Genomic DNA, 21,808 nt, shown 5'->3' with positions numbered 1-21,808 from the left:
CATTCGGTGGACGTCCACATGCGCGGGGGCGGCGACCCGGTCGACCATGGGGCCGTGCCCCTGCGGGAGGTCGTCCCACCCCTGCGGGGAGACAACGCCGCCGGCTGTTCCGCCGCGGACGACGACGTCGCAGAATGGGACCATGGACAGGGACGTCCTCACGGTCTCCGGTGTGCGGGGCAGGCTCGGTGCGGCACTCTTCCGCCGTGTCGCCGGGCCGGACGGCCCGGCGAACCGTGCTCGCATCCACAACACGCCGGGGCCACGGTGGTTCGGCCCCGAGCGGCCCATCCGCGTCGTGCACGGGGACGCCTCCATGTTCATCGGCGGACTGCGCGCCCTGCTGCTGCAGTCCCTGCACCCGCTGGCCATGGCCGCCGTGGCCGCTCATTCCGGGTACCGCGGCGACCCCTGGGGGCGGTTGCAGCGCACCAGTACGTTCCTCGCCGTGACGACCTTCGGAACCGCCGACGACGCCCGCAGCGCCGTCGAACGGGTCCGCGCGATCCACGAGCGGGTCAGGGGGACGACCACGGAGGGCGAGCACTACCACGCCGCCGATCCCCACCTGCTCGAATGGGTGCACATCACCGAGACGGACAGCTTCCTGCGCGCCCACGAGCGCTTCGGGGCCCGGCCCCTCGCCTCCACCGACTACGACGGCTACGTGGCGGACACGGCGAAGGTGGCGACGGCCCTCGGGGTGCCGGACCCGCCACGGACGCGGGCGGAGCTCGAAGCGCGCCTGGCCGCGTACCGTCCGGAACTGCGTGCCACCCCGGAGAGCAGGGCGACCGCACGCTTCCTGCTGGTACACCCACCGCTGCCGCTCGCCGCCCGGCCCGCCTACGGTCTGCTCGCCGCCAACGCGGTGGCGTCGCTCCCGGAGTGGGCCCGCGGGCTGCTGGGGCTGCCACACCTCCCCGTGCTCGAGGACGTCGCGATACCGCTCACCGGCCACATCGTGACCAGGGCGATCAGGTGGAGCATGAACCCCCCGCCCTAACATGCGCCGTCCGGACCGCGCCCTGGCGGCACCACCGACTGCGCGCCCGAGCCGCGGCGAGGCGACTGCGGTGATCCGACACCCGCTCCGGCTCCGCTCGCCCCGGCTCCGCCCGCCCCGGCCGTCACCTCGTTGTCGACGGCAATGCCCAGCCGGTCGGCCACAGTGGTGAGGGCCGTTCCCAGCGGGAGCGCGACCCGGGTGACGGCGTGCCGGTCACCCCGGGTGGCGTCCCGGTTGACGATCAGCACCGGCGTCCCGGCCTCGGCTGCCTGACGGACGAACCGGAGCCCGGACATCACCGTCAGCGAGGAGCCCAGGACCAGCAGCGAGGCCGCCCCACGGACCAGTGAGCGGCAGTGCTCGACCCGCGACGGCGGAACGGCCTCGCCGAAGAACACCACGTCCGGCTTGAGGATGCCGCCGCAGACCGTGCAGGGCACCACGCGGAAGTCCCCGACCTGCTCGTCGGTGAGGTCGGCGTCGCCGTCCGGGTTGATTCCTGCGGCCACCGGCGTGAAGCCCGCGTTGGCCTCCTCCAGCCGCCGGGCTAGTTCACGGCGCGGGCTGAACGCGCCGCAGGAGAGGCAGACGACCCGCTCCAGGCTTCCGTGGAGTTCCACGACGCCCTCGCTGCCTGCGGCCTGGTGCAGACCGTCGACGTTCTGGGTGATCACACCCGAGAGCAGACCGTGCCGCCCGAACGCGGCCACGGCCCGGTGCCCGGCGTTGGGGCGGGCACGGCCGAAGGTGCGCCAGCCGAGGTGGCCGCGCGCCCAGTACCGGCGCCGGGCCTGGGCGCTCGCGGTGAAGTCCTGATAGGTCATCGGGGTGTGCCGGCTCAGACTCCCGCCCTCGCCCCGGTAGTCGGGGATGCCCGACTCCGTGGAGATGCCCGCCCCGCTGAGCACCAGCACACCGCCGGAGCCCAGCGCATCGGCGACGGGTTCGAGGTCCGTGGTGCCCGGCGGCAGGTCCTCGGCAGGGGACCAGTTCAAAGTGGGGCGCATGCGCATGCCGTCCAGCGTACGGAACACGCTGCCGCCGGCAGATCGCCTCAGCCGGCTGGATACCCCCGAAGGTCCGTCGTCATGCAGGCCTGCTGCTCCGTCCAGCAGGTGCGTTCGCTCGGCGACGCTCGCCCGCGTGGACGCCGGTCGGGCGGTCGACTGACGCGCGCCTGCCCCGTCGCCGTCTGGCACGCTGGCCCCGTGCGCCTGCTGCTGATGAGTGACACCCACCTGCCCAAGCGCGCGAAAGCGCTGCCCGAGCCGCTGCTCGCCGAACTTCCGCGGGCCGACGTGGTCGTCCACGCCGGTGACTGGGTCGACGAGGCCACCCTCGACCTCCTCGAAGCCCGCTCCCGCCGCCTGGTCGCCGTGTACGGCAACAACGACGGCCCCGCACTGCGCGCCCGCCTCCCCGAAGTGGCCCACGCCGAGCTGGCCGGCCTTCGGTTGGCCGTCGTCCACGAGACGGGCCTCGCCCAGGGACGCGAAGCCCGCTGCGCCGCCCGTTTCCCCGACACCGATGTCCTCGTCTTCGGCCACAGCCACATCCCGTGGGACACGACCACGGCCACCGGCCTGCGCCTCCTCAACCCCGGCTCCCCGACGGACCGCCGCCGACAGCCCCACTGCACCTACATGACGGCGACGGTGACGAACGGCGACCTGACGGACGTACACCTGCACCGGCTGCCGCCCCGTACCTGATCACGTCGGGGGATGGATCACCCCGGTCGTCGCCGTCAGCGGCACCCCACTGCCGCCCCACCGCAGGGCGACGATCTCCGCCGCGACGGACACGGCCACCTCCTCGGGCGTACGGGCGCCGAGGTCCAGGCCGACCGGGGAGCGCAGCCGGGACAGTTCGGCCCCGTCGAGCCCGGCCTCCCGCAGCCGCCACATCCGGTCGTCGTGCGTACGGCGGCTGCCCATCGCCCCGATGTACGCGGCCGGGCGGCGCAACGCCTCCTCCAGCAGCGGCACGTCGAACTTGGGGTCGTGGGTGAGCACGCAGACCACCGTGCGGTCGTCGGTGGAGGTGTCCCGCAGATAGCGGTGCGGCCAGTCGACGACCACCTCGACGGCGGCGGGGAAGCGCTTCGGTGTGGCGAAGACCGGTCGGGCGTCGCACACCGTGACGCGGTAGCCGAGGAAGTCGCCGATCCGGGCGACCGCGGCCGCGTAGTCGATCGCGCCGAACACCAGCATGCGAGGCGGCGGCGCGAAGGAGTGCAGGAAGACGGTGACCGAGTCCTCGCGCCGCTCGCCGTGCGGCCCGTAGTGCCGCTGCCCGGTGATGCCCTGGGCGAGTTCACCCCGCGCGTCGGCGGTGACCGCCGCGTCCAGCCCCGCCGAGCCGAGCGTGCCGACGGTGCCGGGCGCGCCGTGTGCGTCGTGTGTGCCGACCCCGCCGTGTTCGCCGCGCGTGGCACGCGCGCCGCCTGTGCCGTGGCTGTCGGGGCCAACGGGGCCAACGGGGCCGCCGTGGCCGTCGTGGACGCCGACCGTGCTGTTCCCGTCGGCGCCGGGTGCACCGGCCGCCGCGTCCGGCCACACGGCGAGCGTGGCACCGCGTGGCGCCGGACCGTCGATCACGGTCGCCACGGTCACCGGACGCCCGGCGGCCACCGACTCCACGACCGGCCCGAACCAGGGGTCCTCGGCCGCCGAAACCCGCCGCACCAGCAGCGTGATCTCGCCCCCGCACATCAGCCCCACCGCGAACGCGTCCTCATCGCTGTACCCGAAGGTCTCGACCCGTGCCTCGCCGGACGCCACGACCTCCTGGGCCAGCTCGAACACCACGCCCTCCACACAGCCGCCGGACACACTGCCCACGACCTCGTCCCCGGGCCCGACCGCCATGGCCGCCCCCGGCCCGCGCGGCGCGCTCCGGCTCACCGCGACCACGGTGGCGAGACCGAAGGGGGACCCGGCCGCGTACCACTCGCCGAGCGCGGGAAGCACCTCACGCATGACGTCCGCTCCTCTCACCACCGCCCCACCTGTCCCATCCTGCGGCCCCACCCCGGACCCCGCCCCTCGACCAGGAACAGGCGGCCCGAGCGGCCTTCGAGGCGAGCCCGGCACCATTCAGCCCGTCCGGCGTTCGAGGCCCCCCCGGCCGTAATTCCGTTGCGACCGCTCCGAACCCTCTGCTGCACTGCACCAGTACTACCGACCGATCAAGGAGCCCCGATGCGCGCTGCGTTCATGTCCCCCCGAGAAGGAACGACCCCCACTTCGAAGGACATGACGCTTGTCACGCACGCTCAACCTGGGCATCCTCGCGCACGTCGACGCAGGTAAGACCAGCCTCACCGAACGCCTGCTGCACACCGTCGGAGTCATCGACGAGATCGGCAGCGTCGACGCCGGCAGCACCCGCACGGACACCCTCGCGCTGGAACGACAGCGCGGCATCACCATCAAGTCCGCCGTCGTCTCCTTCGAGATCGACGACATCACCGTCAACCTCATCGACACCCCGGGCCATCCCGACTTCATCGCCGAGGTGGAGCGCGTCCTGAACGTGCTCGACGGCGCCGTCCTCGTGATCTCCGCCGTCGAAGGCGTCCAGGCGCAGACCCGTGTCCTCATGCGCACCCTGCGCCGCCTGCGCATCCCCACGCTGATCTTCGTCAACAAGATCGACCGCCGAGGGGCGCGCCACGGCGAACTGCTGAGGACCGTCGCGACACGGCTCACCCCGGCCATCGCCCCCATGGGCGAGGTCGGCCGACTCGGCACCCCAGAGGCCCACTTCATCCCGTACGACCCCCTCCCGCCCGGGCTCCTCGAACTCCTCGCCGAGTACGACGACGACCTGCTCGCCGCCTACGTGGACGGAGGGACGGACGTCCCCGACACCCGACTGCGCGCGGAACTCGCCGCCCGGACCGGCGAGGCCCTGGTGCACCCGGTCTTCCACGGCTCGGCGATCACCGGCGCGGGCATCGCCGAACTCGTCGCCGGGATCAGGGACTTGCTCCCCGCCGCGGAGGGGGACGCGGACGGACCGGTCTCCGGCACGGTCTTCAAGGTCGAGCGCGGCCCGGCGGGCGAGAAGATCGCCTACGTACGGATGTTCGGCGGCACGCTGCGCACCCGCGACCGCCTGACCTTCCGTGACGGCGAGCAGGAAGGAAAGGTCACCGCCGTCGGTCTCTTCGCCCACGGCACCGCCGTACGGGACACGGCTGTGTCGGCCGGCCGGATCGCCCGGCTGTGGGGCCTCGCCGACATCCGCATCGGTGACACCATCGGCGTACCGCGTGAGCGGACGGCGGACGGACACCACTTCGCGCCGCCCACCCTCGAAACGGTCGTCCTCCCCGTGCACGCCGAGGAGGGAGGCGCCCTCCACCTCGCCCTCACCCAACTCGCCGAACAGGACCCGCTGATCGGCCTCCGGCGCGACGACCTCCGGCAGGAGACCTCCGTGTCGCTGTACGGGGAGGTGCAGAAGGAGGTCGTCCAGGCGACGCTCGCCGATGAGTACGGCATCGACGTCACCTTCCGCGAGACGACCACCATCTGCGTCGAGCGCCTCCTCGGCAGCGGCTCGGCCGTGGAGTTCAACAAGAAGGACGGCAACCCCTTCCTCGCGACGGTAGGGCTGCGGGTGGAGCCGGCGCCGGTCGGCTCCGGGGTGGAGTTCCGCCTCGAGGTGGAGCTCGGGTCCATGCCGTACGCCTTCTTCAAGGCCGTCGAGGACACCGTGCGGGAGGTGCTGGAGCAAGGTGTCCACGGCTGGCGGGTCCCGGACTGCACGGTGACCATGACGCACTCCGGCTACTCACCCCGGCAGAGCCACGCCCACCAGGGCTTCGACAAGAGCATGTCCAGCACGGGCGCCGACTTCCGGGGGCTGACCCCGCTGGTGCTGATGGACGCGCTGCGGCGGGCCGGTACCCGGGTGCACGAGCCCATGCACCGCTTCCGTGTCGCCGCCCCGGCGGACACGCTGGGCGCGGTCCTGCCGGTGCTGGCCGCGCACCGAGCCGTACCGAGGCACTCGGAGACGATCGGTACGGCCGTCCTGCTGGAGGGGCTGGTGCCGGCCGCCCGGGTCCACGGGCTGGAGCAACGGCTGCCCGGACTGACCGGCGGCGAGGGCGAGTTGGAGACGGCCTTCGACCACTACGCGCCGGTCGGCGGCGCCACCGTCCCCACACGACCGCGCACCGACCTCAACCCGCTCGACCGCAAGGAGTACCTGCTGAATCTGACCGGACGGGTCGGCCCCCGAGGATCGCAAGCCGTGACAGGTGAACTGTACTGAGAAAACGGGTACTTACTCGTGCGTCAGATGGTATTGACGGTCCGCCTGCCCATTGGGACGGTAGTGCACATGTCGAATGTGGCGGACATGTCAAGATTGCGCACTCGTCTGCTCGGTGTCCTGGTACTCGTCACCGGCTTCCTGACCACGGCGGGCCCCACTCAGCCCGCCTCCGCTCTCACTGACGAACTCTGGTTCGACTCGCAGGCCGCGGCCACTCTGACCGTCGAGAACGGCCGCTTCAAGGACGGCCTCGGCCGCGAGGTCGTCCTGCGCGGCTACAACGTCTCGGGTGAGACGAAACTCAAGGAGAACAACGGTCTGCCCTTCGCCTCGGTCGCCGACGCGAAGAAGTCGGCGACCGCGCTCAGGGCGCTCGGCGGCGGCAACTCCGTCCGCTTCCTGCTGTCCTGGGCATACGCCGAACCGGTGCGCGGGCAGGTGGACACCACCTACCTCGCGGCGGCCACCGCGCAGATGGGCGCGTTCCTGGACGCCGGGATCAAGGTCTACCCCGACTTCCACCAGGACCTGTACTCCCGCTGGCTGTTCGACTCGGACAGCTGGTACACCGGCGACGGCGCCCCCAAGTGGGCCGTCGACCTCGGTGACTATCCCGACGAGTACTGCGGGATCTGCCCGTTCTGGGGACAGAACATCACCTCCAACGCGGCGGTGACGGAGTCGACGTACGACTTCTGGCACAACACCTACGGGCTCCAGGACTCCTTCCTCGCCACCGCGCAGAAGACGATGACGTACGTGAAGTCCAACCTCACGGCCGCCCAGTTCCAGGGCGTCGTCGGCTTCGACCCGTGGAACGAGCCGCACCCCGGCATCCTCGACTCGGGCCAGACCAGCAGGGCATGGGAGAAGGACGTCCTGTGGCCGTTCTACGTCAAGTTCCGCGCCCGGATGGACGCGGCGGGCTGGCAGTCCAAACCCGCCTTCGTCGAGCCGAACCTCTTCTGGAACGCCAACCTCGACTTCCAGAGGCAGGAGGGCGGACTCCTCGACGCCGGCACGATCGGACCGCGCTTCGTCTTCAACACCCACTTCTACGACCAGAAGGCGATCTCCGGCGTCTTCATGTGGGGCAAGGCGGAGAACGGCCAGTACACGACCGACTTCGGGACCGTGCGTGACCGCGCCGCGGCGGGCGGCACGGCGGCGATCATCAGCGAGTTCGGCCACCCGCTCGCCGGTTCGGTCTCCGACAAGGCGCCCACGGTCTACAAGGCCATGTACCAGGCGCTCGACTCCCGGGTGAAGGGCGTCGACTGGTGGTCGAACCCGGCCGCCTCCGGCCCGGTCCTCTCCGGCTCCCAGTGGCAGTGGGACATCTACAACGGCCGCCACCACGAGCTGATGAACGACAACCCCGACAAGGTGATGGTCGAGGGTGACGCCTGGAACGACGAGAACCTGTCGGCCGTACGGCTCGACGACTCCGGTACGGCCGTGCTCCGCCAGGACGCCCGGATGCTGGACCGGATCTACCCGAGCGCCACGGCGGGCAGCACGGTCGCCTTCACCTACGAGGACCGCTCGCGCGACGGCTCCACGACACTGACGTGGAACCCGGTGCCCAGCTCACTGCCGAACGTCTCCTCGCTCGTCGGCTCGGGCCAGTACTCCCTGCTGGTCTGGCGCTCGGACGGCAGCACCGAACCGACCGAGCTGCACCTGCCGGCATCCTTCCCGACCGGATCCACCACGGTGGTGTCCGACCTCGGGGTGACGGCCGCGCCGCCGGCCTACACCACCTCCACGCCGATCGCCGCCGCCAAGGAACCGGGCGGCACCGGCAGCCGTCGGCTGCTCCTCACCGCCGCGGACTCGGGCAAGCTCCACTACGCCCTGGTCACCAACGGCGCGACAGCTCCGTCCACGACGCGGCTGAACGCGGCGCGGACGGAGCTGTCGAGTTGGCTGGCCTCCGAGTTCAGTTAGCGGAAGGTCCGGTCCAGTCGGCGGGCACCTTCGCCAACCGCACCCGCTGGGGGTGGTCGCCGACTGCGACGGACACGGTCTTCTTCCCGGTGGCGAAGTCGATCGCCGTGACCTGGTCGGCGCCGCTCTCGGAGACCACACAGGACTTGCCGTCGCCGCTGACGGTCGACCAGTACGGCTTGGAGACGGGGACGAGCGGGCCCTCCTGGAGCGTCGCGCGGTCCACGACGGTCGCGTAGTCGTCCATCGTGCCCGCGACGCACAGCTTGGTGCCGTCCGGCTTCATCGTGAGACCGTGGTGGCGCGAGTCGTTGACGAAGGTGGTGCGGTCGTCGCTGACGCCCGGGGACTTCGGCAGGGTCTTGGTGCGGGTGATCTTGTCGGTGGCGATGTCGTACTCGAAGAAGCCGTTGAAGAACGACACCTGGAAGTACAGCTTCGTCTCGTCGGGCGAGAACGCGGCGGGGCGGACCGCGTCCGAGTAGTCGTTGAGCCCGATCGCGTTCAACCGGTCCCGCATGTCGATCACCTTGACCTGCTGGAAGGTGGTGGCGTCGGCGACCGTGATCTTCCGGTCGCCCTTCGTCCAGTCCAGCCAGGGCGCGTCGGTCTGGGTGTTCACATCACCGATCGCCATGTTCCAGATGTACTTGCCGTCACTGGTGAAGATGTTCTCGTGCGGCTTGTCGCCGGTCTTGAACGAGCCGAGCTGCTTGCCGGTGACGATGTCCAGCACATGCACGGTGTTCCCCGTCGACGCGGACACCGCGACCCGCTTGCCGTCGGGGGAGACCGCCATGTGGTCGGAGCGGTAACCCGACACGGGGAAACGCCAGTTGACGGCACCGGTCCGGACGTTGATGGAGACCACGTCCGCGAAGCTCGGGCGGGAGACGACCATCGACGAGCCGTCCGGGGTGGAGTACATGTCGTCCACGAACTGGTCGTGGCCCTCGCCCACGCTGTTCCGGATCGTCATGAAGGCGATCCACCGGATCGGGTCGGCGTTGATCTCCGCCATCCGCTGGTCCTTGTCCGGGATGACGTTGATCCGGCCGATCTTCGCGAAGTCGCCGGAGGCCTTGATGACGTCCGCGGTGCCCTCCCAGTTGTTGCCCACGAACATCACCTCCCGCAGGTCGGCCGCGGCGGTCGCCGGGGTGGCGGTCGCGGCGGCGGAGGCGGTCAGCGCGAGGGCTGCGGCGACGGCACCCAGGTGGCGGGTTCTACGACGGCGAGGGCCGGGGGCGACGGGCATGGTCGGTTCCTCCTGCGCGGGCGGAGTCTGAACACGCCAGTGTTCAGAGCAGACTTACTGGAAAGTAAGGAACTGGCGCGCTTCACCACAAGACCGGGGACACGACAAAATCGACCGACGGCCGAACCGGTCGTCGCAACGCGTGGGGTTTCGTCGGGAGGAGAAGCGTGGCGGGCAGGCTCAAACAGCCCACCGGCCGTTACGGGGGCAGAACCGCGGCGGAGCGCCGGGCCGAGCGCCGCGGCCGCTTCCTCGACGCGGGCCTCCAGCTCTTCGGCGACAGCCCCGGCTTCCGGGGGACCACGATCGTGGCGCTGAGCGAGGCCGCCGGACTGTCGACCCGACAGTTCTACGAGGAGTTCAGCACCTTGGAGGACGTGCTGGCCGCCCTCCACCTCCAGGTCAACGACTGGGCCGAGGAGGCCGCGCTCACCGGCCTGGCCACGGCGGAGGGGCAGCCGATCGCCGAGCGCGCCACCGCCGCGTTCCGCGCCTACGCCGCCAACGTCACCGGTGACCCCCGGCGGCTGCGCATCACCTTCACCGAGATCGTCGGCGTCAGCCCCCGTCTGGAGCGCCAGCGCCTCGAACGCCGCGCCCGCTGGATCGACTTCATCTGCGCCGAGGCCGCCGCTGCCGCCGCGCGCGGCGAGGCCGTCGACCGCGACTACCGCATCGCCGCCACCGCCTTCATCGGCAGCGTCAACGGCCTCCTCCACGACTGGCAGGCCGGCTGGGTCGACGCCCCCCTCGACGAAGTGGTCGACGAACTGGTCCGACTCCTCCTGGGGGTACTGCGACCGGCGGGGTGGCACCCGGAGGCGGAGGAAGGGGCGACGGCCGGGTAGGGGCGACATTGGCGCAGTTGGCGCAGGTGGTATCCGGAAGGGGCCGTGTCGAGGCTCGTTGCCCGGCCCCCGGCTCCGCCGCCGGCGCCCATGCCGCCGTCGTGTGCTCAGCCCGCCAGGCGGTTCACCGCGGTCAGGACCGGCTGCACGCCGTCCTCCGTGCGGAGTTCCTCGGCCAGGGCGCTGGCGCGGCGGGCGTACGACGGATCGCCGGTCGCCCGCCGCAGTCCGGCCGCCAGGGCGCCGGCCGTGAAGCCGCGCAGCGGTACGGCGCCGGGCGACACTCCGAGGGCGACCAGGCGGGCGGCCCAGAAGCCCTCGTCGAACTGGACGGGCACGGGCACCGCCGGGACCCCCGCGCGCAGTCCGGCCGCCGTGGTGCCGGCCCCCGCGTGGTGGACGACGGCCGCCGTCCTCGGGAAGAGCAGGGAGTGCGGCACCTCGCCCACCGTGAACATGTCCTCGCCCTCGCCGCGCAGTTCGCCCCAGCCCCGCTGGATCACCCCGCGCAGCCCGGCCGCCCGCAGGGCCCGTACGATCTCGCCGCTCATCCGCTCGGGATCGGGCACGGTGGCGCTGCCCAGGCCGACGAAGACCGGGGGCGGCCCGGCGTCGAGGAAGTCCAGCAGCGGGGCGGGCAGCCGGTCCTCGCGGTCGTACGGCCACCAGTACCCGGTGACGTCCAGCCCGGCCCGCCAGTCGCCGGGGCGGGGCACCACCCGGGGGCTGAAGCCGTGGAACACCGGCCAGTCCAATCGGTCCCGGCCGCGCCGCGCGGCCAGCCGGCCGGTGCGCGGGAGCCCGTACGCGGCGCGCAGCCCGCGTACCTCCTCGGTGAAGATCCACTCGACGGCCGCGTTCACCGCGTGCCCGGCCGCCCGGTTGACGACCGGGCCCCAGGAACGGACCCCGGTCATCGGCGGCGCGAACTCCCGGGTGGGCGCCAGAGGTTGGAGGTTCACGCCCAGACTGGGGATCGCCAGCGCCTGGCCGATGGTGTGGCCGAGCGGTGCGAGGGTGCCGGCCAGCAGCAGGACGTCACTGGCGCGGGAGGCGGCCACCAGCTCGCCGGCCATCCGTCCCACCAGACTCCGCGCCATCTCCACCGCCCGGTACAGCTTCCCGGCCCCGGTGGAACTCCGGTGCAGTCCCTGCCCGCGCTCCGACTCCAGCTCCTCCCGCGGGTCCACGGGCAGGGAGTGGAAGGCGACGCCCGAGCCCGCCACCAGTGGCTCGAACCGGGCATGCGTCACCAGCGTGACCTCGTGCCCGGCCCGCACCAGCCCGTGTCCCAGCCCGGTGTACGGGGCCACGTCGCCCCGGGAACCCGCTGTCATGATCGCTACGCGCACGCCCGTCAGTATGGCGTCGCGGGCGCGTCCGAGGCAGGCAGACCGCACCACGACGACGCGAAAGCGTCTCCGCCGGACGCGGCCTCCGTCCCCATGAGCTGAACCGGCCGAACGGACACCGCGGTGGGGCTCTTGACATTCCAGGGGCCTGGCCAGAGCATCACGGAACAGTAACGTGAATGGGATTTCACAATACGAACGAACATGAGCGATCATGCTCGATCACGTACCGTCGTCGCTACGTACCCCGAGGAAGCCGCACCATGGCCATAACCCGTGACCTGCTGATCGGCGGCAAGGACGTGCCCGCCACGTCCGGCCGCACCGCCGAGGACCTCGACCCGTACACGGGGGAGGTGTACGCGACGGTCGCGGCCGCGGGACCGGAGGACGTCCGGCGGGCCGTGGACGCCGCCGACGCCGCGTTCGACGAGTGGGCCGCGCTCAGCCCCTTCGCCCGGCGGGCGATCTTCTTCAAGGCCGCCGAACTGCTGGAGGGCCGGGGCGACCAGGTCGCCGACATCATGGCCCGCGAGGCGGGCGGCACCCGGCCGTGGGCGTACTTCAACGTGGCGCTCGCGGCGAACATCCTGCGCGAGGCGGCGGCCGCGATCACCGCGCCGCGCGGTGAGGTCCTCAGCGCCCAGAAGGAGGGCGCGCTCGGCCTCGCGGTGCGCGAACCCCTGGGCGTGGTGGCCGCGTTCGCGCCGTGGAACGCGCCGGTCATCCTCGGCGTACGGGCCGTGGCGGCACCGCTGGCCGCCGGCAACACCGTCGTCGTCAAGCCCAGCGAGGACGCGCCGATCGCCTGCGGACTGCTGGTCGCGGACGTGTTCCGGGAGGCGGGCCTGCCCGACGGCGTGCTCAACGTCGTCACCAACGCGCCCGAGGACGCGGCGGAGATCGCCGAGGCGCTGATCTCCGACGAGCGGGTCCGCGCGGTCAACTTCACCGGCTCCACCCACGTGGGCCGGATCATCGGTGAGCACGCGGCACGTCATCTCAAGCCCGCCGTCCTGGAGTTGGGCGGCAAGAACTCCGTCATCGTGCTCGACGACGCCGACCTGGACTACGCCGTCGACGCCGTCACCTTCAGCGTCTTCATGAACGCCGGGCAGATCTGCATGTCCGGCGACCGCATCCTCGTCCACGAGTCGCTGGCCGAGGAGTTCGCGCAGAAGTTCACCGCCAAGGTCGCCACCCTCCAGGCCGGCGACCCGGGCCACCCGCACACGGTGGTCGGCCCGCTGGTCAGCGCGGACGCCGCCCAGCGGATCGCGGCGCTGGTGAAGGACGCCGTCGCCAAGGGCGCCACGGTGCTCACCGGGGGCGGTCAGCCGGAGGGCGCGGTGCACCCGGCCACCGTGCTCACCGACGTCCCCAAGAACGCCGACCTCTACTACCAGGAGTCCTTCGGCCCGCTCTGCGTCCTTGAGACGTTCGCCGACGACGCCGCCGCCGTGGCCGTCGCCAACGACACCGACAACGGCCTGAGCTGCGGCATCATCACCGAGAACGCCACCCATGGGCTGACCGTCGCCCGCCGCGTCCGCACCGGGATCGTGCACATCAACGACCAGTCGGTGGCCGACGAGCCGATGGCCCCCTTCGGCGGGGTGAAGGCTTCCGGCTACGGGCGCTTCGGCGGCCGCTGGGGCATCGAGGCCTTCTCCAACACCCGCTGGGTGACCATCGCCACCCAGCAGGCGCACTTCCCCTTCTGATCCCCTGCCGGCCCCTGCTGACCGCTGCCGACCCCTCTCGGTCGGCCCGGGTCAGCCGGCCGTCGCGAGGAACTGAGTGGCCGCCAACTCCGCGTAGAGCGGGTCGGCGGCCACGAGTTCGCGATGGGTGCCGACCGCGCGGACCCGGCCCGCGTCCATGACCACGATGCGGTCGGCCATCGTCACCGTCGACAGCCGGTGGGCCACGACCAGCACCGTCGTCGTCCGGGCCACGTCCGCGACCGTGTCGCGCAGCGCGGCCTCGTTCACCGCGTCCAACTGGCTCGTCGCCTCGTCGAGCAGCAGCAGCCGGGGACGCCGCAGCAGAGCCCGGGCGATGGCGACGCGCTGGCGCTCACCGCCGGAGAGCTTGGTGCCCCGGTGGCCGACCAGGGTCTCCAGACCCTGCGGGAGTTTGGCGACCAGACCGTCCAGCCGGGTCGTCTTCAGTACGCGGCGGACATCGTCCTCGTCGGCCCGGGGGTTGCCCAGCAGCAGGTTGTCGCGCAACGTCCCGGACAGCACGGGCGCGTCCTGCTCGACGTAACCGATCGCGGACCGCAACCGGGACAGCTCCCACTCTCCGACATCGCGGCCGTCGACCGTGATGACGCCCGCCTCGGGGTCGTAGAACCGCTCGATGAGCGAGAAGACGGTCGTCTTGCCCGCGCCCGACGGGCCCACGAACGCCGTCATGCCCCGTGCCGGGACCTCGAACGTCACCCCGTGGTGGACGTACGGCAGATCGTCGGCGTACCGGAAGCGGACCTCGTCGAAGGCGAGCGCGGCCGGCTCCGCGTCCGGGGACGGCAGCGGGGCCGGACGGGCGGCCGGTTCGGCGGGCAGCCGCAGCGCCTCCTGGATACGGGCGAGCGCGGCGGCACCGGTCTGGTACTGGGTGATCGCGCCCACGACCTGCTGTATCGGCGACATCAGATAGAAGACGTACAGCAGGAACGCCACCAGGGTGCCCACGTCGATCGCGCCGGTCGCGACCCGGGCGCCGCCCACCGCCAGCACGGTGATGAACGCGATCTGCATGGCGAGCCCGGCCGTGTTGCCCGCGGCGGCCGACCACTTGGCGGCCCGGACGCTCTGCCGCCACGACTCCTCGGCCGCCGCGTGGATCGTCTCCTCCTCGCGGTGCTCGGCACCGGACGCCTTCACCGTCCGCAGCGCCCCGAGGATCCGCTCCAGCGAGGCACCCATCGCGCCGACCGCGTCCTGCGCCGCCTTGCTGGCCCGGTTGATGCGGGGCACGATCACTCCGAACACCACGCCCGCGCCCACGATCACGCCCAGGGTCACGACCAGCAGCACCGGATCCACCAGGCCCATCAGCACGACCGTGGCGACCAGCGTCAGCCCGCCGGTGCCGAGGCCCACCAGGGTGTCGGTGGTGACCTCGCGCAGCAGCGTGGTGTCGGAGGTGATCCGCGCCATCAGGTCACCCGGCTCGCTGCGGTCCACCGCCGTGATCCGCAGCCGCAGCAGATACGACGACAGCGCGCGCCGCGCGCCGAGCACCACCGACTCGGCCGTGCGCCGCAGGACGTACGAACCGACCGCGCCCACCGCCGCGTTGGTGACCACCAGCACGGACATCAGGACCAGCGCCCAGGTGATGGTCCGGTCGTTCGACAGGTCGTCGATCAGCTCCCGGGCCACCAGCGGCAGAGCGAGGCCGGTGGCGCCGGTGACGAGCGACAGCAGCGCGCCCAGCAGCAGCGCCCAGCGGTGGGGCCGTACATAGCCGAGCAGCAACCGCCAGGTGGGCGGCTGCTGCTCGGCTGTCGTCTCAGGGGTGCTCACGAGGCTCCTCGGCAGATCGGTCGGGGAGTGGGGACCGGGCGCGGAGCCTCAGCCTACGTCGGGGGTACGGAGGCTCGACAACGAGTTTCAGCTGCCCGGCAGCGCCCTCCCGAGCGCGGCGAGCGTGGCGTCGAGGTCCGCCGCCCGGGGGCGGTTGTGCGGAAGCCTGCCCAGGACCGCCGCCATGCCACAGGTGTCGGTGAGGGCCGAGAAGACGAGGCCGCCCGCGACCCCCGCCGACAGCAACTGCCAGGCCGGGTGCAGCAGTCCGAGGCCCAGCCCGACGAGGACGAGTGTGCCGGCGGTGAACCGGACCTGCCGCTCCATGGCCCAGCCGGGCCGCGCGCCGTCGGCAGGGCGCTCCAGCTCGTGTCCGGCGGCCGCCCAGGCGACCGTCCCGCCGGTGAGCGTGGCGGCCCTGACACCGTGTCCGGCGAGCAGCACGCACGCCTTCTCGGACCGGGCACCCGACCTGCACACCATCAGCAGTTCGGTGGTGGAGCCCTTCAGCGCGGGCAGCGCACGCTCCAGTTGGCCGAGCGGCACGTTCAGGGCGCCCGGCAGATGCCCGGAGGCGTACTCGCCGGGCGTCCGCACATCGACGAGGGTCAGTTCGGACAGCCGCTCGCGGGCCTGGTCGATGCCGAGCGGGCGGGGGGTGAGGGAATCGTGGGGAGCGGACATCCGGCTTTGCGATCCTTTCCTGAGGGGGGCGGTAAAATACCCCCACGGGTATGTAGAGGAGTGGTGGGTCGTGGAGCTGCAGTTCGAAGGCGATGAGCTCAAGTCGGTGCTGAACCGGCTGCGGAGGGCGCAGGGGCAGATCTCCGGTGTGATCAAGATGATCGAGGAGGGGCGTGACTGCGAGGACGTGGTCACCCAGCTCGCCGCGGCCTCCCGCGCCCTGGACCGGGCCGGCTTCGCGATCATCGCCACCGGGCTGCAGCAGTGCCTCACCGACGCCGAGAAGAGCGAGCGGAACGGGGAGACGAACGAGCAGATGCGGGCGCGCCTGGAGAAGCTGTTCCTGTCGTTGGCGTAGGACAGGAACGTGTCGTTGGCGTAGGACAGGAGCGTGCGAGGAGCACGTGAGGAGCGGCGGCCCGGGATGCCGGGCCGTGGCCTAGCCGAGCGACGCGATCGCGTCGACCAGCATGAACGCGGCCACCGCCAGCAGCACCCAGGCGAAGATCCGTCGGAGGGTGTCCCCGGGGATCCTGGCGGCCAGCCGCCGGCCGTCCCAGGCGCCGAGGATCGCGGCCCCGGCGAAGGGCGTGACGACCCCCCAGCCGAGTCCCTCCGCGGCACCCGTCCGGGCCGCGAGCGCGGCGAACGAGTTCACGGTGATGACGAGCAGGCTCGTGCCGACGGCATCGCGCATGCGCAGGCCCACCACGTTCACCAGGGCCGGCACGGCGAGGAAGCCCCCGCCCACCCCGAGGACACCGGTGACCGCGCCGAGCCCCGCGCCGGAGAGGGCCACCCTGCTCGGCCGTACGGTCGACTCCTCCCGCCGGGTCCCCGAGGGGCGCAGCATCCGGTACGCGGCCAGGCCGGCGACCAGGGCGAAGGCCCCGGTCAGCAGCGTGGACGGCAGACCCGCCGAGAGCGCCCCGCCGAGTGCCGCGGGCACCAGACCGGCCGCGGCGAAGAGGGCCCCGCCGCGCAGCCGGACCGTGCCCGCCCGGAGGTGCGCGGCCAGCGCGGTCGCCGAGGTCAGCGTGACGATCACCAGACTCGCGGTGGCCGCCGCGGCCGGACCGAAGCCGAGCAGATAGATCAACGCGGGCACGGCGAGCACACTGCCCCCACCGCCCAGCGCCCCGAGCGAAAGCCCGATCACGCCCCCGGCGAGCAGGGCGAGAACGAGAGTCGTCATGCCGACGGAGCACCGGCCCGTGCGGACGCGGCGACGGGTGCCTCCTGCGCCGGGACGGGACCGGGGGCGGGCGACACCGCTACCCGGGTGGCACCGACAGCGGGGGACTCCGTGGGTGCGGTTGGTGCGGTTGGTGCGGTTGGTGCCGCGGGCGCCGGGGGCGCCCCGGCGGCCGGAGCGGTTTCCGTCATGGGCAGCCCGGCCTCCGCCGCCGCCCCGAACCCGTCGTCCACGGCGACGACGTCCCGGCCGGCGGCGTCCAGGAGCGACGCGGCGATGGCGGCCCGCATGCCTCCGGCGCAGTGCACCCAGACCGTGCCGTCGGGTATCTCGCCCAGCCGGTCCCGCAGCCGGTGCACCGGAATGTGCACCGACCCCGCGATATGGCCGCCGGCGGCGCGCTCGGAGGCGCGGCGGACGTCGAGGATCACGGCCCCGCCGTCCCTGTGGGCCCGGGCCAGGTCGGCGAAGGTGCCGCGCGCGAAGGAGCGCGGACGTTCCCCCTCGCGCAGCCAGTCGTCGGGTGACCCGGTCGCCGCCGCTGCGGGGCGGTCGATGCCCACCCTCACCAACTCCCGCTGAGCCGACGCCAGTTGGTCCGGTGAGTCGGCGAGCAGCGTCACCGGCCTGCCCCACGGCAGCAGCCAGGCGAGATACGTGGCGAGCTGCCCCTCCGCCTCGAAGTTCACCGACCCGGCGACATGCCCCTCCGCGAACGCGACCCGGTGGCGCAGATCCACGACCCACTCACCCGCCGCGAGCCGCGCGGCGATCTCGTCGGCCCCGGCCGTGGCGGGCGGGGTCAGATCCACGGGCGCCGGCCCCCGCGCGTTGGCGGGACCCATGTGCGCGTAGTACGCCGGTATGTCGTCGAGACCGGCCAGCAGCTCCGCGACGAACGTGTCCGCGTCCTTGACCAGGGCCTCGTTGGTGCCCCGCTCCCGCCCGACGGTCGTGGTGTCACCCGCCGGCCGCCCGGCGGAACAGAAGCTGCCGAAGCCGTGCGTGGGGAGCACGGCCGTGTCCTCCGGCAGCCCCTCGGCCAACCGGTGCGCCGAGGCGTGCTGCGCGCGGGCCAGCTCACCGGTGAGCCGGGGTTCGACGAGATCCGGGCGCCCGACCGTGCCGATGAGCAGGGAGCCACCGGTGAACGCGGCCACCGCCACGCCGCCCTCCTCCAGGACGTACGCGGTGTGGTGCGGGGTGTGCCCGGGCGTGGCGACCGCGCGCAGGATCAGATCCGCGTCGATCTCCACCCGGTCGCCGTCGTGCACCGGCACCCGCTCGTAGGCGACCCGCGCCCCGGCCGGTACGAGGTGGGCGGCTCCCGTCAGCCGGGCGAGCTCCGGACCGCCGGTGACGTAGTCGTTGTGGACGTGGGTCTCGACGACGTACGCGATCCGTACGCCCCGCCGGGCGGCGGCCGCGATCGTGCGGTCGATGTCCCGCGGCGGATCGACCGCCACGGCCCCGCGCGGCCCGCCCGCCAGATAGCTGCGGTTGCCCAGCCCCGGCACCTCGATGGTGTCGACGAAGTACACGGCAGCGCTCCTCTCCTCGTTCGCTGTCTGCGTTCCATGCCTGTCACCCCTCGGGAATTACCCCCGGGGGTATGTCGACACGGTAGCAGAAATACCCTGGGGGGTATTTGACAGCGCTGGGTGTCTCATGGATCCGGGCCCCCACCGGAGGCCCTACCGGCTGGTCATCCGTAGGGTGACCGTGGGCGGGCGACCGCCCCATCTCGGATCGACGGAAAGGTTCACCATGGCGCAGGAAGTACGCGGCGTGATCGCCCCGGGCAAGAACGAGCCGGTGCGCATCGAGACCATCGTCGTACCGGACCCGGGGCCGGGGGAGGCCGTGGTGAAGGTGCAGGCGTGCGGGGTGTGCCACACCGATCTGCACTACAAGCAGGGCGGCATCAACGACGACTTCCCCTTCCTGCTCGGCCATGAGGCCGCCGGCGTGGTGGAGTCCGTCGGCGCGGGCGTCACGGACGTCGCGCCCGGTGACTTCGTCATCCTCAACTGGCGTGCCGTGTGCGGCAATTGCCGTGCCTGTCGGCGCGGCCGCCCCTGGTACTGCTTCGCCACGCACAACGCCACGCAGAAGATGACCCTCGCCTCGACCGGCCAGGAACTCTCGCCCGCCCTCGGTATCGGTGCCTTCGCGGACAAGACGCTCGTCGCCGCCGGGCAGTGCACCAAGGTCGATCCGGCCGCCGCCCCGGCCGTCGCCGGACTCCTCGGCTGCGGTGTGATGGCCGGCATCGGCGCCGCGATCAACACCGGCAACGTGGGCCGGGGCGACAGCGTCGCCGTCATCGGCTGCGGCGGCGTCGGGGACGCGGCCATCGCCGGGTCCCGGCTGGCCGGCGCCGAGAAGATCATCGCCGTGGACATCGACGACCGGAAGCTGACCACCGCCAAGAGCATCGGCGCCACCCACACCGTCAACTCCAAGGACACCGACCCCGTCGAGGCGATCCGCGAGCTGACCGGCGGCTTCGGCGCCGACGTCGTCATCGAGGCGGTCGGCCGCCCCGAGACGTACCAGCAGGCCTTCTACGCCCGCGACCTGGCCGGCACGGTCGTCCTCGTCGGCGTCCCCACCCCGGAGATGAAGCTGGAACTGCCGCTCCTCGACGTGTTCGGCCGAGGCGGCGCCCTGAAGTCCTCCTGGTACGGCGACTGCCTGCCCGACCGCGACTTCCCCATGCTGATCAACCTCTACCTCCAGGGCCGCCTCGACCTGGAGGCGTTCGTCACCGAGACCATCGCCCTCGACGACGTCGAGAAGGCCTTCGAGCGGATGCACGGCGGCGACGTCCTGCGCTCGGTGGTGACGCTCTGATGGCCGCCCGCGTCGAACACCTCGTCACCTCGGGCCAGTTCAGCCTCGACGGCGGCACCTGGGACGTCGACAACAACGTCTGGCTCGTCGGCGACGACCACGAGGTCATCGTCGTCGACGCCGCCCACGACGCCGACGCCATCGCCGAGGCCGTGGGCGACCGCAGACTGTCGGCCATCGTCTGCACCCACGCCCACAACGACCACATCGACGCCGCGCCCGCCCTCGCCGCGCGCACCGGCGCGCCGATCTGGCTCCACCCGGACGATCTGCCGCTCTGGAAGCAGACCCACCCGGACCGCCTGCCCGACCACTGGCTGGCCGACGGCCAGATCATCGAGGCCGCAGGCGCCGACCTGCGAGTCCTGCACACCCCCGGGCACGCGCCGGGCGCCGTCTGCCTGTACGACCCGGGCCTCGGCACGGTCTTCACCGGCGACACCCTCTTCGCCGGCGGCCCGGGCGCCACCGGCCGCTCCTACTCCCACTTCCCGACGATCATCGACTCCATCCGCGACCGCCTGCTCGCCCTCCCGCCCGAGACGGTCGTCCGCACGGGTCACGGCGACAGCACGACGATCGGGGCCGAGGCCCCGCATCTGGAGGAGTGGATCAACAGGGGCCACTGACCCGAAGAGTCCCGCACCCGCGCCCCGAAAGGGGCGCGGGGAACTGCACGACAAGCCCCGACGAACCCGCAGCCGGTCGATCACCCTCGACCGATCTATGGGTCCCCACGGAAAACCCGACAGAAGATGTCCGGCTTCCACGACACCCTCGTGTCGACGACGCCGGATCACCCCCGGCGTCGGCCAAGGTGTCACCCGTACGCAATGGAGGTCGAAGATGTCGAAGCCGCTGGACGGCAAGGTCGCACTGGTCGCGGGAGCCACCCGCGGAGCGGGCCGGGGGATCGCCGTGGAGCTGGGGGCGGCCGGAGCGACGGTCTACGTGACAGGGCGCTCCACACGGGAGCGGCGCTCCGAGTACGACCGCCCGGAGACCCTGGAGGACACCGCCGACCTGGTCACCGAGGCGGGCGGCCACGGCATCGCCGTACCCACCGACCATCTCGAACCGGCACAGGTCCGCTCCCTCGTCGACCGGATCGCCGAGGAGCGGGGCCGGCTGGACGTCCTCGTCAACGACATCTGGGGCGGCGAGAAGCTCTTCGAATGGGAGAGCCCGGTCTGGGAGCACGATCTCGACAACGGGCTGCGGCTGCTGCGCCTCGCCGTCGAGACCCACGCCATCACCAGCCACTTCGCCCTGCCGCTGCTCCTGCGCAACCCCGGCGGCCTGGTCGTGGAGATGACCGACGGCACGGCCGAGTACAACGGCGCCAACTACCGCGCCACCTTCTTCTACGACCTCGCCAAGTCCGCCGTCCTGCGCATGGCGTTCGCCCTCGCCCATGAACTCGGCCCGCGCGGCGCCACCGCCGTCGCCCTCACCCCCGGCTGGCTCCGCTCGGAGATGATGCTCGACGGATACGGTGTCACCGAGGACAACTGGCGCGACGCCCTCGACCGCGTCCCCCACTTCGCGATCTCCGAGACACCCCGCTACGTCGGCCGGGCCGTCGCCGCCCTCGCCGCCGACCCCGACGTCTCCCGCTTCAACGGCGACTCCCTCTCCAGCGGTTCCCTCGCCCGTACCTACGGCTTCACCGACCTGGACGGCAGCCGCCCGGACGCCTGGCGCTACATCGTCGAGGTCCAGGACGCGGGCAAGCCGGCGGACACGACCGGCTACCGCTGAGCGCCGCACTCCGGACCGCTTCGGGCCTCGCGCCCGGTCGGCGTACACCGTGAGCCGGGACGAGGAG

18 protein-coding genes are annotated in these 21,808 nt (G+C 72.2%); 10 read left to right on the top strand and 8 right to left on the bottom strand.

Annotated elements, in window-relative coordinates; translation table 11 throughout:
• Window positions 1-142 precede the first annotated feature (142 nt).
• Entirely contained in the window at window positions 143-1,006 is an 864-nt protein-coding gene (locus ACWD26_RS17285; protein ID WP_451270811.1) for an oxygenase MpaB family protein, read from the top strand.
• Here ACWD26_RS17285 and ACWD26_RS17280 read toward each other — a convergent pair.
• A complete protein-coding gene (locus tag ACWD26_RS17280; RefSeq protein WP_451270809.1) occupies window positions 1,003-2,022 on the bottom strand; it encodes an NAD-dependent protein deacetylase in 1,020 nt (339 codons plus the stop codon). The two genes, ACWD26_RS17285 and ACWD26_RS17280, sit on opposite strands and share 4 nt — an antisense overlap.
• Window positions 2,023-2,217: 195 nt before the next feature.
• Between ACWD26_RS17280 and ACWD26_RS17275 the strand changes: the two genes are divergently transcribed.
• Complete coding sequence (locus tag ACWD26_RS17275) at window positions 2,218-2,721, top strand: metallophosphoesterase family protein (protein ID WP_451270807.1); 504 nt, start codon at window positions 2,218-2,220, stop codon at window positions 2,719-2,721.
• Here the strand turns inward: ACWD26_RS17275 and ACWD26_RS17270 are convergent, their stop codons facing one another.
• On the bottom strand, window positions 2,722-3,990 hold the full coding sequence (locus tag ACWD26_RS17270) for an XdhC family protein (RefSeq protein ID WP_451270805.1): 1,269 nt from the start codon (window positions 3,988-3,990) through the stop codon (window positions 2,722-2,724).
• Between the two features lie 283 nt (window positions 3,991-4,273).
• On the opposite strand from ACWD26_RS17270, the gene ACWD26_RS17265 reads away from it, so the two are divergent.
• Together ACWD26_RS17265 and ACWD26_RS17260 are read left to right on the top strand one after the other, a co-directional pair.
• Complete coding sequence (locus tag ACWD26_RS17265; protein WP_451270803.1) at window positions 4,274-6,298, top strand: GTP-binding protein; 2,025 nt, start codon at window positions 4,274-4,276, stop codon at window positions 6,296-6,298.
• 87 nt (window positions 6,299-6,385) lie between these two features.
• Window positions 6,386-8,251: a cellulase family glycosylhydrolase gene (locus tag ACWD26_RS17260; RefSeq protein WP_451270801.1), complete on the top strand. Its 1,866-nt coding sequence runs from the start codon at window positions 6,386-6,388 to the stop codon at window positions 8,249-8,251.
• Here the strand turns inward: ACWD26_RS17260 and ACWD26_RS17255 are convergent.
• On the bottom strand, window positions 8,244-9,509 hold the full coding sequence (locus tag ACWD26_RS17255; RefSeq protein WP_451270799.1) for a YncE family protein: 1,266 nt from the start codon (window positions 9,507-9,509) through the stop codon (window positions 8,244-8,246). The two genes, ACWD26_RS17260 and ACWD26_RS17255, sit on opposite strands and share 8 nt — an antisense overlap.
• Before the next feature lie 167 nt (window positions 9,510-9,676).
• Between ACWD26_RS17255 and ACWD26_RS17250 the strand changes: the two genes are divergently transcribed.
• The gene (locus ACWD26_RS17250) at window positions 9,677-10,357 is read left to right on the top strand and encodes a TetR/AcrR family transcriptional regulator (RefSeq protein ID WP_451270797.1); all 681 of its coding nucleotides are present in this window, start codon (window positions 9,677-9,679) and stop codon (window positions 10,355-10,357) included.
• Window positions 10,358-10,464: 107 nt separating this feature from the next.
• Here ACWD26_RS17250 and ACWD26_RS17245 read toward each other — a convergent pair whose 3' ends face one another.
• Window positions 10,465-11,694: a glycosyltransferase gene (locus ACWD26_RS17245; protein ID WP_451270993.1), complete on the bottom strand. Its 1,230-nt coding sequence runs from the start codon at window positions 11,692-11,694 to the stop codon at window positions 10,465-10,467.
• Between the two features lie 278 nt (window positions 11,695-11,972).
• Between ACWD26_RS17245 and ACWD26_RS17240 the strand changes: the two genes are divergently transcribed.
• Window positions 11,973-13,433 (top strand): aldehyde dehydrogenase family protein, encoded by a 1,461-nt coding sequence (locus ACWD26_RS17240; RefSeq protein ID WP_451270795.1) that lies wholly within the window; start codon window positions 11,973-11,975, stop codon window positions 13,431-13,433.
• Window positions 13,434-13,484: 51 nt separating this feature from the next.
• Here ACWD26_RS17240 and ACWD26_RS17235 read toward each other — a convergent pair whose 3' ends face one another.
• Window positions 13,485-15,245: an ABC transporter ATP-binding protein gene (locus ACWD26_RS17235; RefSeq protein WP_451270793.1), complete on the bottom strand. Its 1,761-nt coding sequence runs from the start codon at window positions 15,243-15,245 to the stop codon at window positions 13,485-13,487.
• An 87-nt stretch (window positions 15,246-15,332) separates the two neighbouring features.
• Window positions 15,333-15,929 carry a rhodanese-like domain-containing protein gene (locus tag ACWD26_RS17230; RefSeq protein ID WP_451270791.1) on the bottom strand — a complete coding sequence of 199 codons (597 nt, stop codon included), beginning with the start codon at window positions 15,927-15,929 and terminating at the stop codon, window positions 15,333-15,335.
• 70 nt (window positions 15,930-15,999) lie between these two features.
• On the opposite strand from ACWD26_RS17230, the gene ACWD26_RS17225 reads away from it, so the two are divergent.
• Entirely contained in the window at window positions 16,000-16,287 is a 288-nt protein-coding gene (locus ACWD26_RS17225) for a metal-sensitive transcriptional regulator (RefSeq protein WP_451270789.1), read from the top strand.
• 81 nt (window positions 16,288-16,368) lie between these two features.
• Here ACWD26_RS17225 and ACWD26_RS17220 read toward each other — a convergent pair whose 3' ends face one another.
• Both ACWD26_RS17220 and ACWD26_RS17215 read right to left on the bottom strand, forming a co-directional pair.
• Window positions 16,369-17,124 carry a sulfite exporter TauE/SafE family protein gene (locus ACWD26_RS17220; RefSeq protein ID WP_451270787.1) on the bottom strand — a complete coding sequence of 252 codons (756 nt, stop codon included), beginning with the start codon at window positions 17,122-17,124 and terminating at the stop codon, window positions 16,369-16,371.
• Window positions 17,121-18,665, bottom strand: coding sequence for an MBL fold metallo-hydrolase (locus tag ACWD26_RS17215; RefSeq protein ID WP_451270785.1), 1,545 nt, complete (start codon window positions 18,663-18,665; stop codon window positions 17,121-17,123). Before ACWD26_RS17215 ends, ACWD26_RS17220 begins: the two co-directional genes overlap by 4 nt.
• A 226-nt stretch (window positions 18,666-18,891) precedes the next feature.
• Here ACWD26_RS17215 and ACWD26_RS17210 point away from each other — a divergent pair, with 226 nt between their 5' ends.
• From ACWD26_RS17210 to ACWD26_RS17200, 3 genes are all read left to right on the top strand, one after another.
• Window positions 18,892-19,980 carry an S-(hydroxymethyl)mycothiol dehydrogenase gene (locus tag ACWD26_RS17210; protein WP_451270783.1) on the top strand — a complete coding sequence of 363 codons (1,089 nt, stop codon included), beginning with the start codon at window positions 18,892-18,894 and terminating at the stop codon, window positions 19,978-19,980.
• The gene (locus tag ACWD26_RS17205; protein ID WP_451270781.1) at window positions 19,980-20,609 is read left to right on the top strand and encodes an MBL fold metallo-hydrolase; all 630 of its coding nucleotides are present in this window, start codon (window positions 19,980-19,982) and stop codon (window positions 20,607-20,609) included. Before ACWD26_RS17210 ends, ACWD26_RS17205 begins: the two co-directional genes overlap by 1 nt.
• A gap of 217 nt (window positions 20,610-20,826) precedes the next feature.
• The gene (locus ACWD26_RS17200; protein ID WP_451270779.1) at window positions 20,827-21,741 is read left to right on the top strand and encodes an SDR family oxidoreductase; all 915 of its coding nucleotides are present in this window, start codon (window positions 20,827-20,829) and stop codon (window positions 21,739-21,741) included.
• Window positions 21,742-21,808: the final 67 nt, after the last annotated feature.

The organism is Streptomyces sp. NPDC002787 (assembly GCF_053592095.1).
This window is presented reverse-complemented; position numbering and strand designations above follow the sequence as displayed.

Excerpts from the sequence above, each read along its gene's own strand:
- ACWD26_RS17230 (WP_451270791.1), bottom strand. The coding sequence starts at position 15,929 with ATGTCCGCTCCCCACGATTCCCTCACCCCCCGCCCGCTCGGCATCGAC.
- ACWD26_RS17210 (WP_451270783.1), top strand. The coding sequence starts at position 18,892 with ATGGCGCAGGAAGTACGCGGCGTGATCGCCCCGGGCAAGAACGAGCCG.
- ACWD26_RS17220 (WP_451270787.1), bottom strand. The coding sequence starts at position 17,124 with ATGACGACTCTCGTTCTCGCCCTGCTCGCCGGGGGCGTGATCGGGCTT.
- ACWD26_RS17205 (WP_451270781.1), top strand. The coding sequence starts at position 19,980 with ATGGCCGCCCGCGTCGAACACCTCGTCACCTCGGGCCAGTTCAGCCTC.
- ACWD26_RS17270 (WP_451270805.1), bottom strand. The coding sequence starts at position 3,990 with ATGCGTGAGGTGCTTCCCGCGCTCGGCGAGTGGTACGCGGCCGGGTCC.
- ACWD26_RS17260 (WP_451270801.1), top strand. The coding sequence starts at position 6,386 with ATGTCAAGATTGCGCACTCGTCTGCTCGGTGTCCTGGTACTCGTCACC.
- ACWD26_RS17200 (WP_451270779.1), top strand. The coding sequence starts at position 20,827 with ATGTCGAAGCCGCTGGACGGCAAGGTCGCACTGGTCGCGGGAGCCACC.
- ACWD26_RS17285 (WP_451270811.1), top strand. The coding sequence starts at position 143 with ATGGACAGGGACGTCCTCACGGTCTCCGGTGTGCGGGGCAGGCTCGGT.
- ACWD26_RS17240 (WP_451270795.1), top strand. The coding sequence starts at position 11,973 with ATGGCCATAACCCGTGACCTGCTGATCGGCGGCAAGGACGTGCCCGCC.
- ACWD26_RS17245 (WP_451270993.1), bottom strand. The coding sequence starts at position 11,694 with ATGACAGCGGGTTCCCGGGGCGACGTGGCCCCGTACACCGGGCTGGGA.
- ACWD26_RS17280 (WP_451270809.1), bottom strand. The coding sequence starts at position 2,022 with ATGCGCATGCGCCCCACTTTGAACTGGTCCCCTGCCGAGGACCTGCCG.
- ACWD26_RS17255 (WP_451270799.1), bottom strand. The coding sequence starts at position 9,509 with ATGCCCGTCGCCCCCGGCCCTCGCCGTCGTAGAACCCGCCACCTGGGT.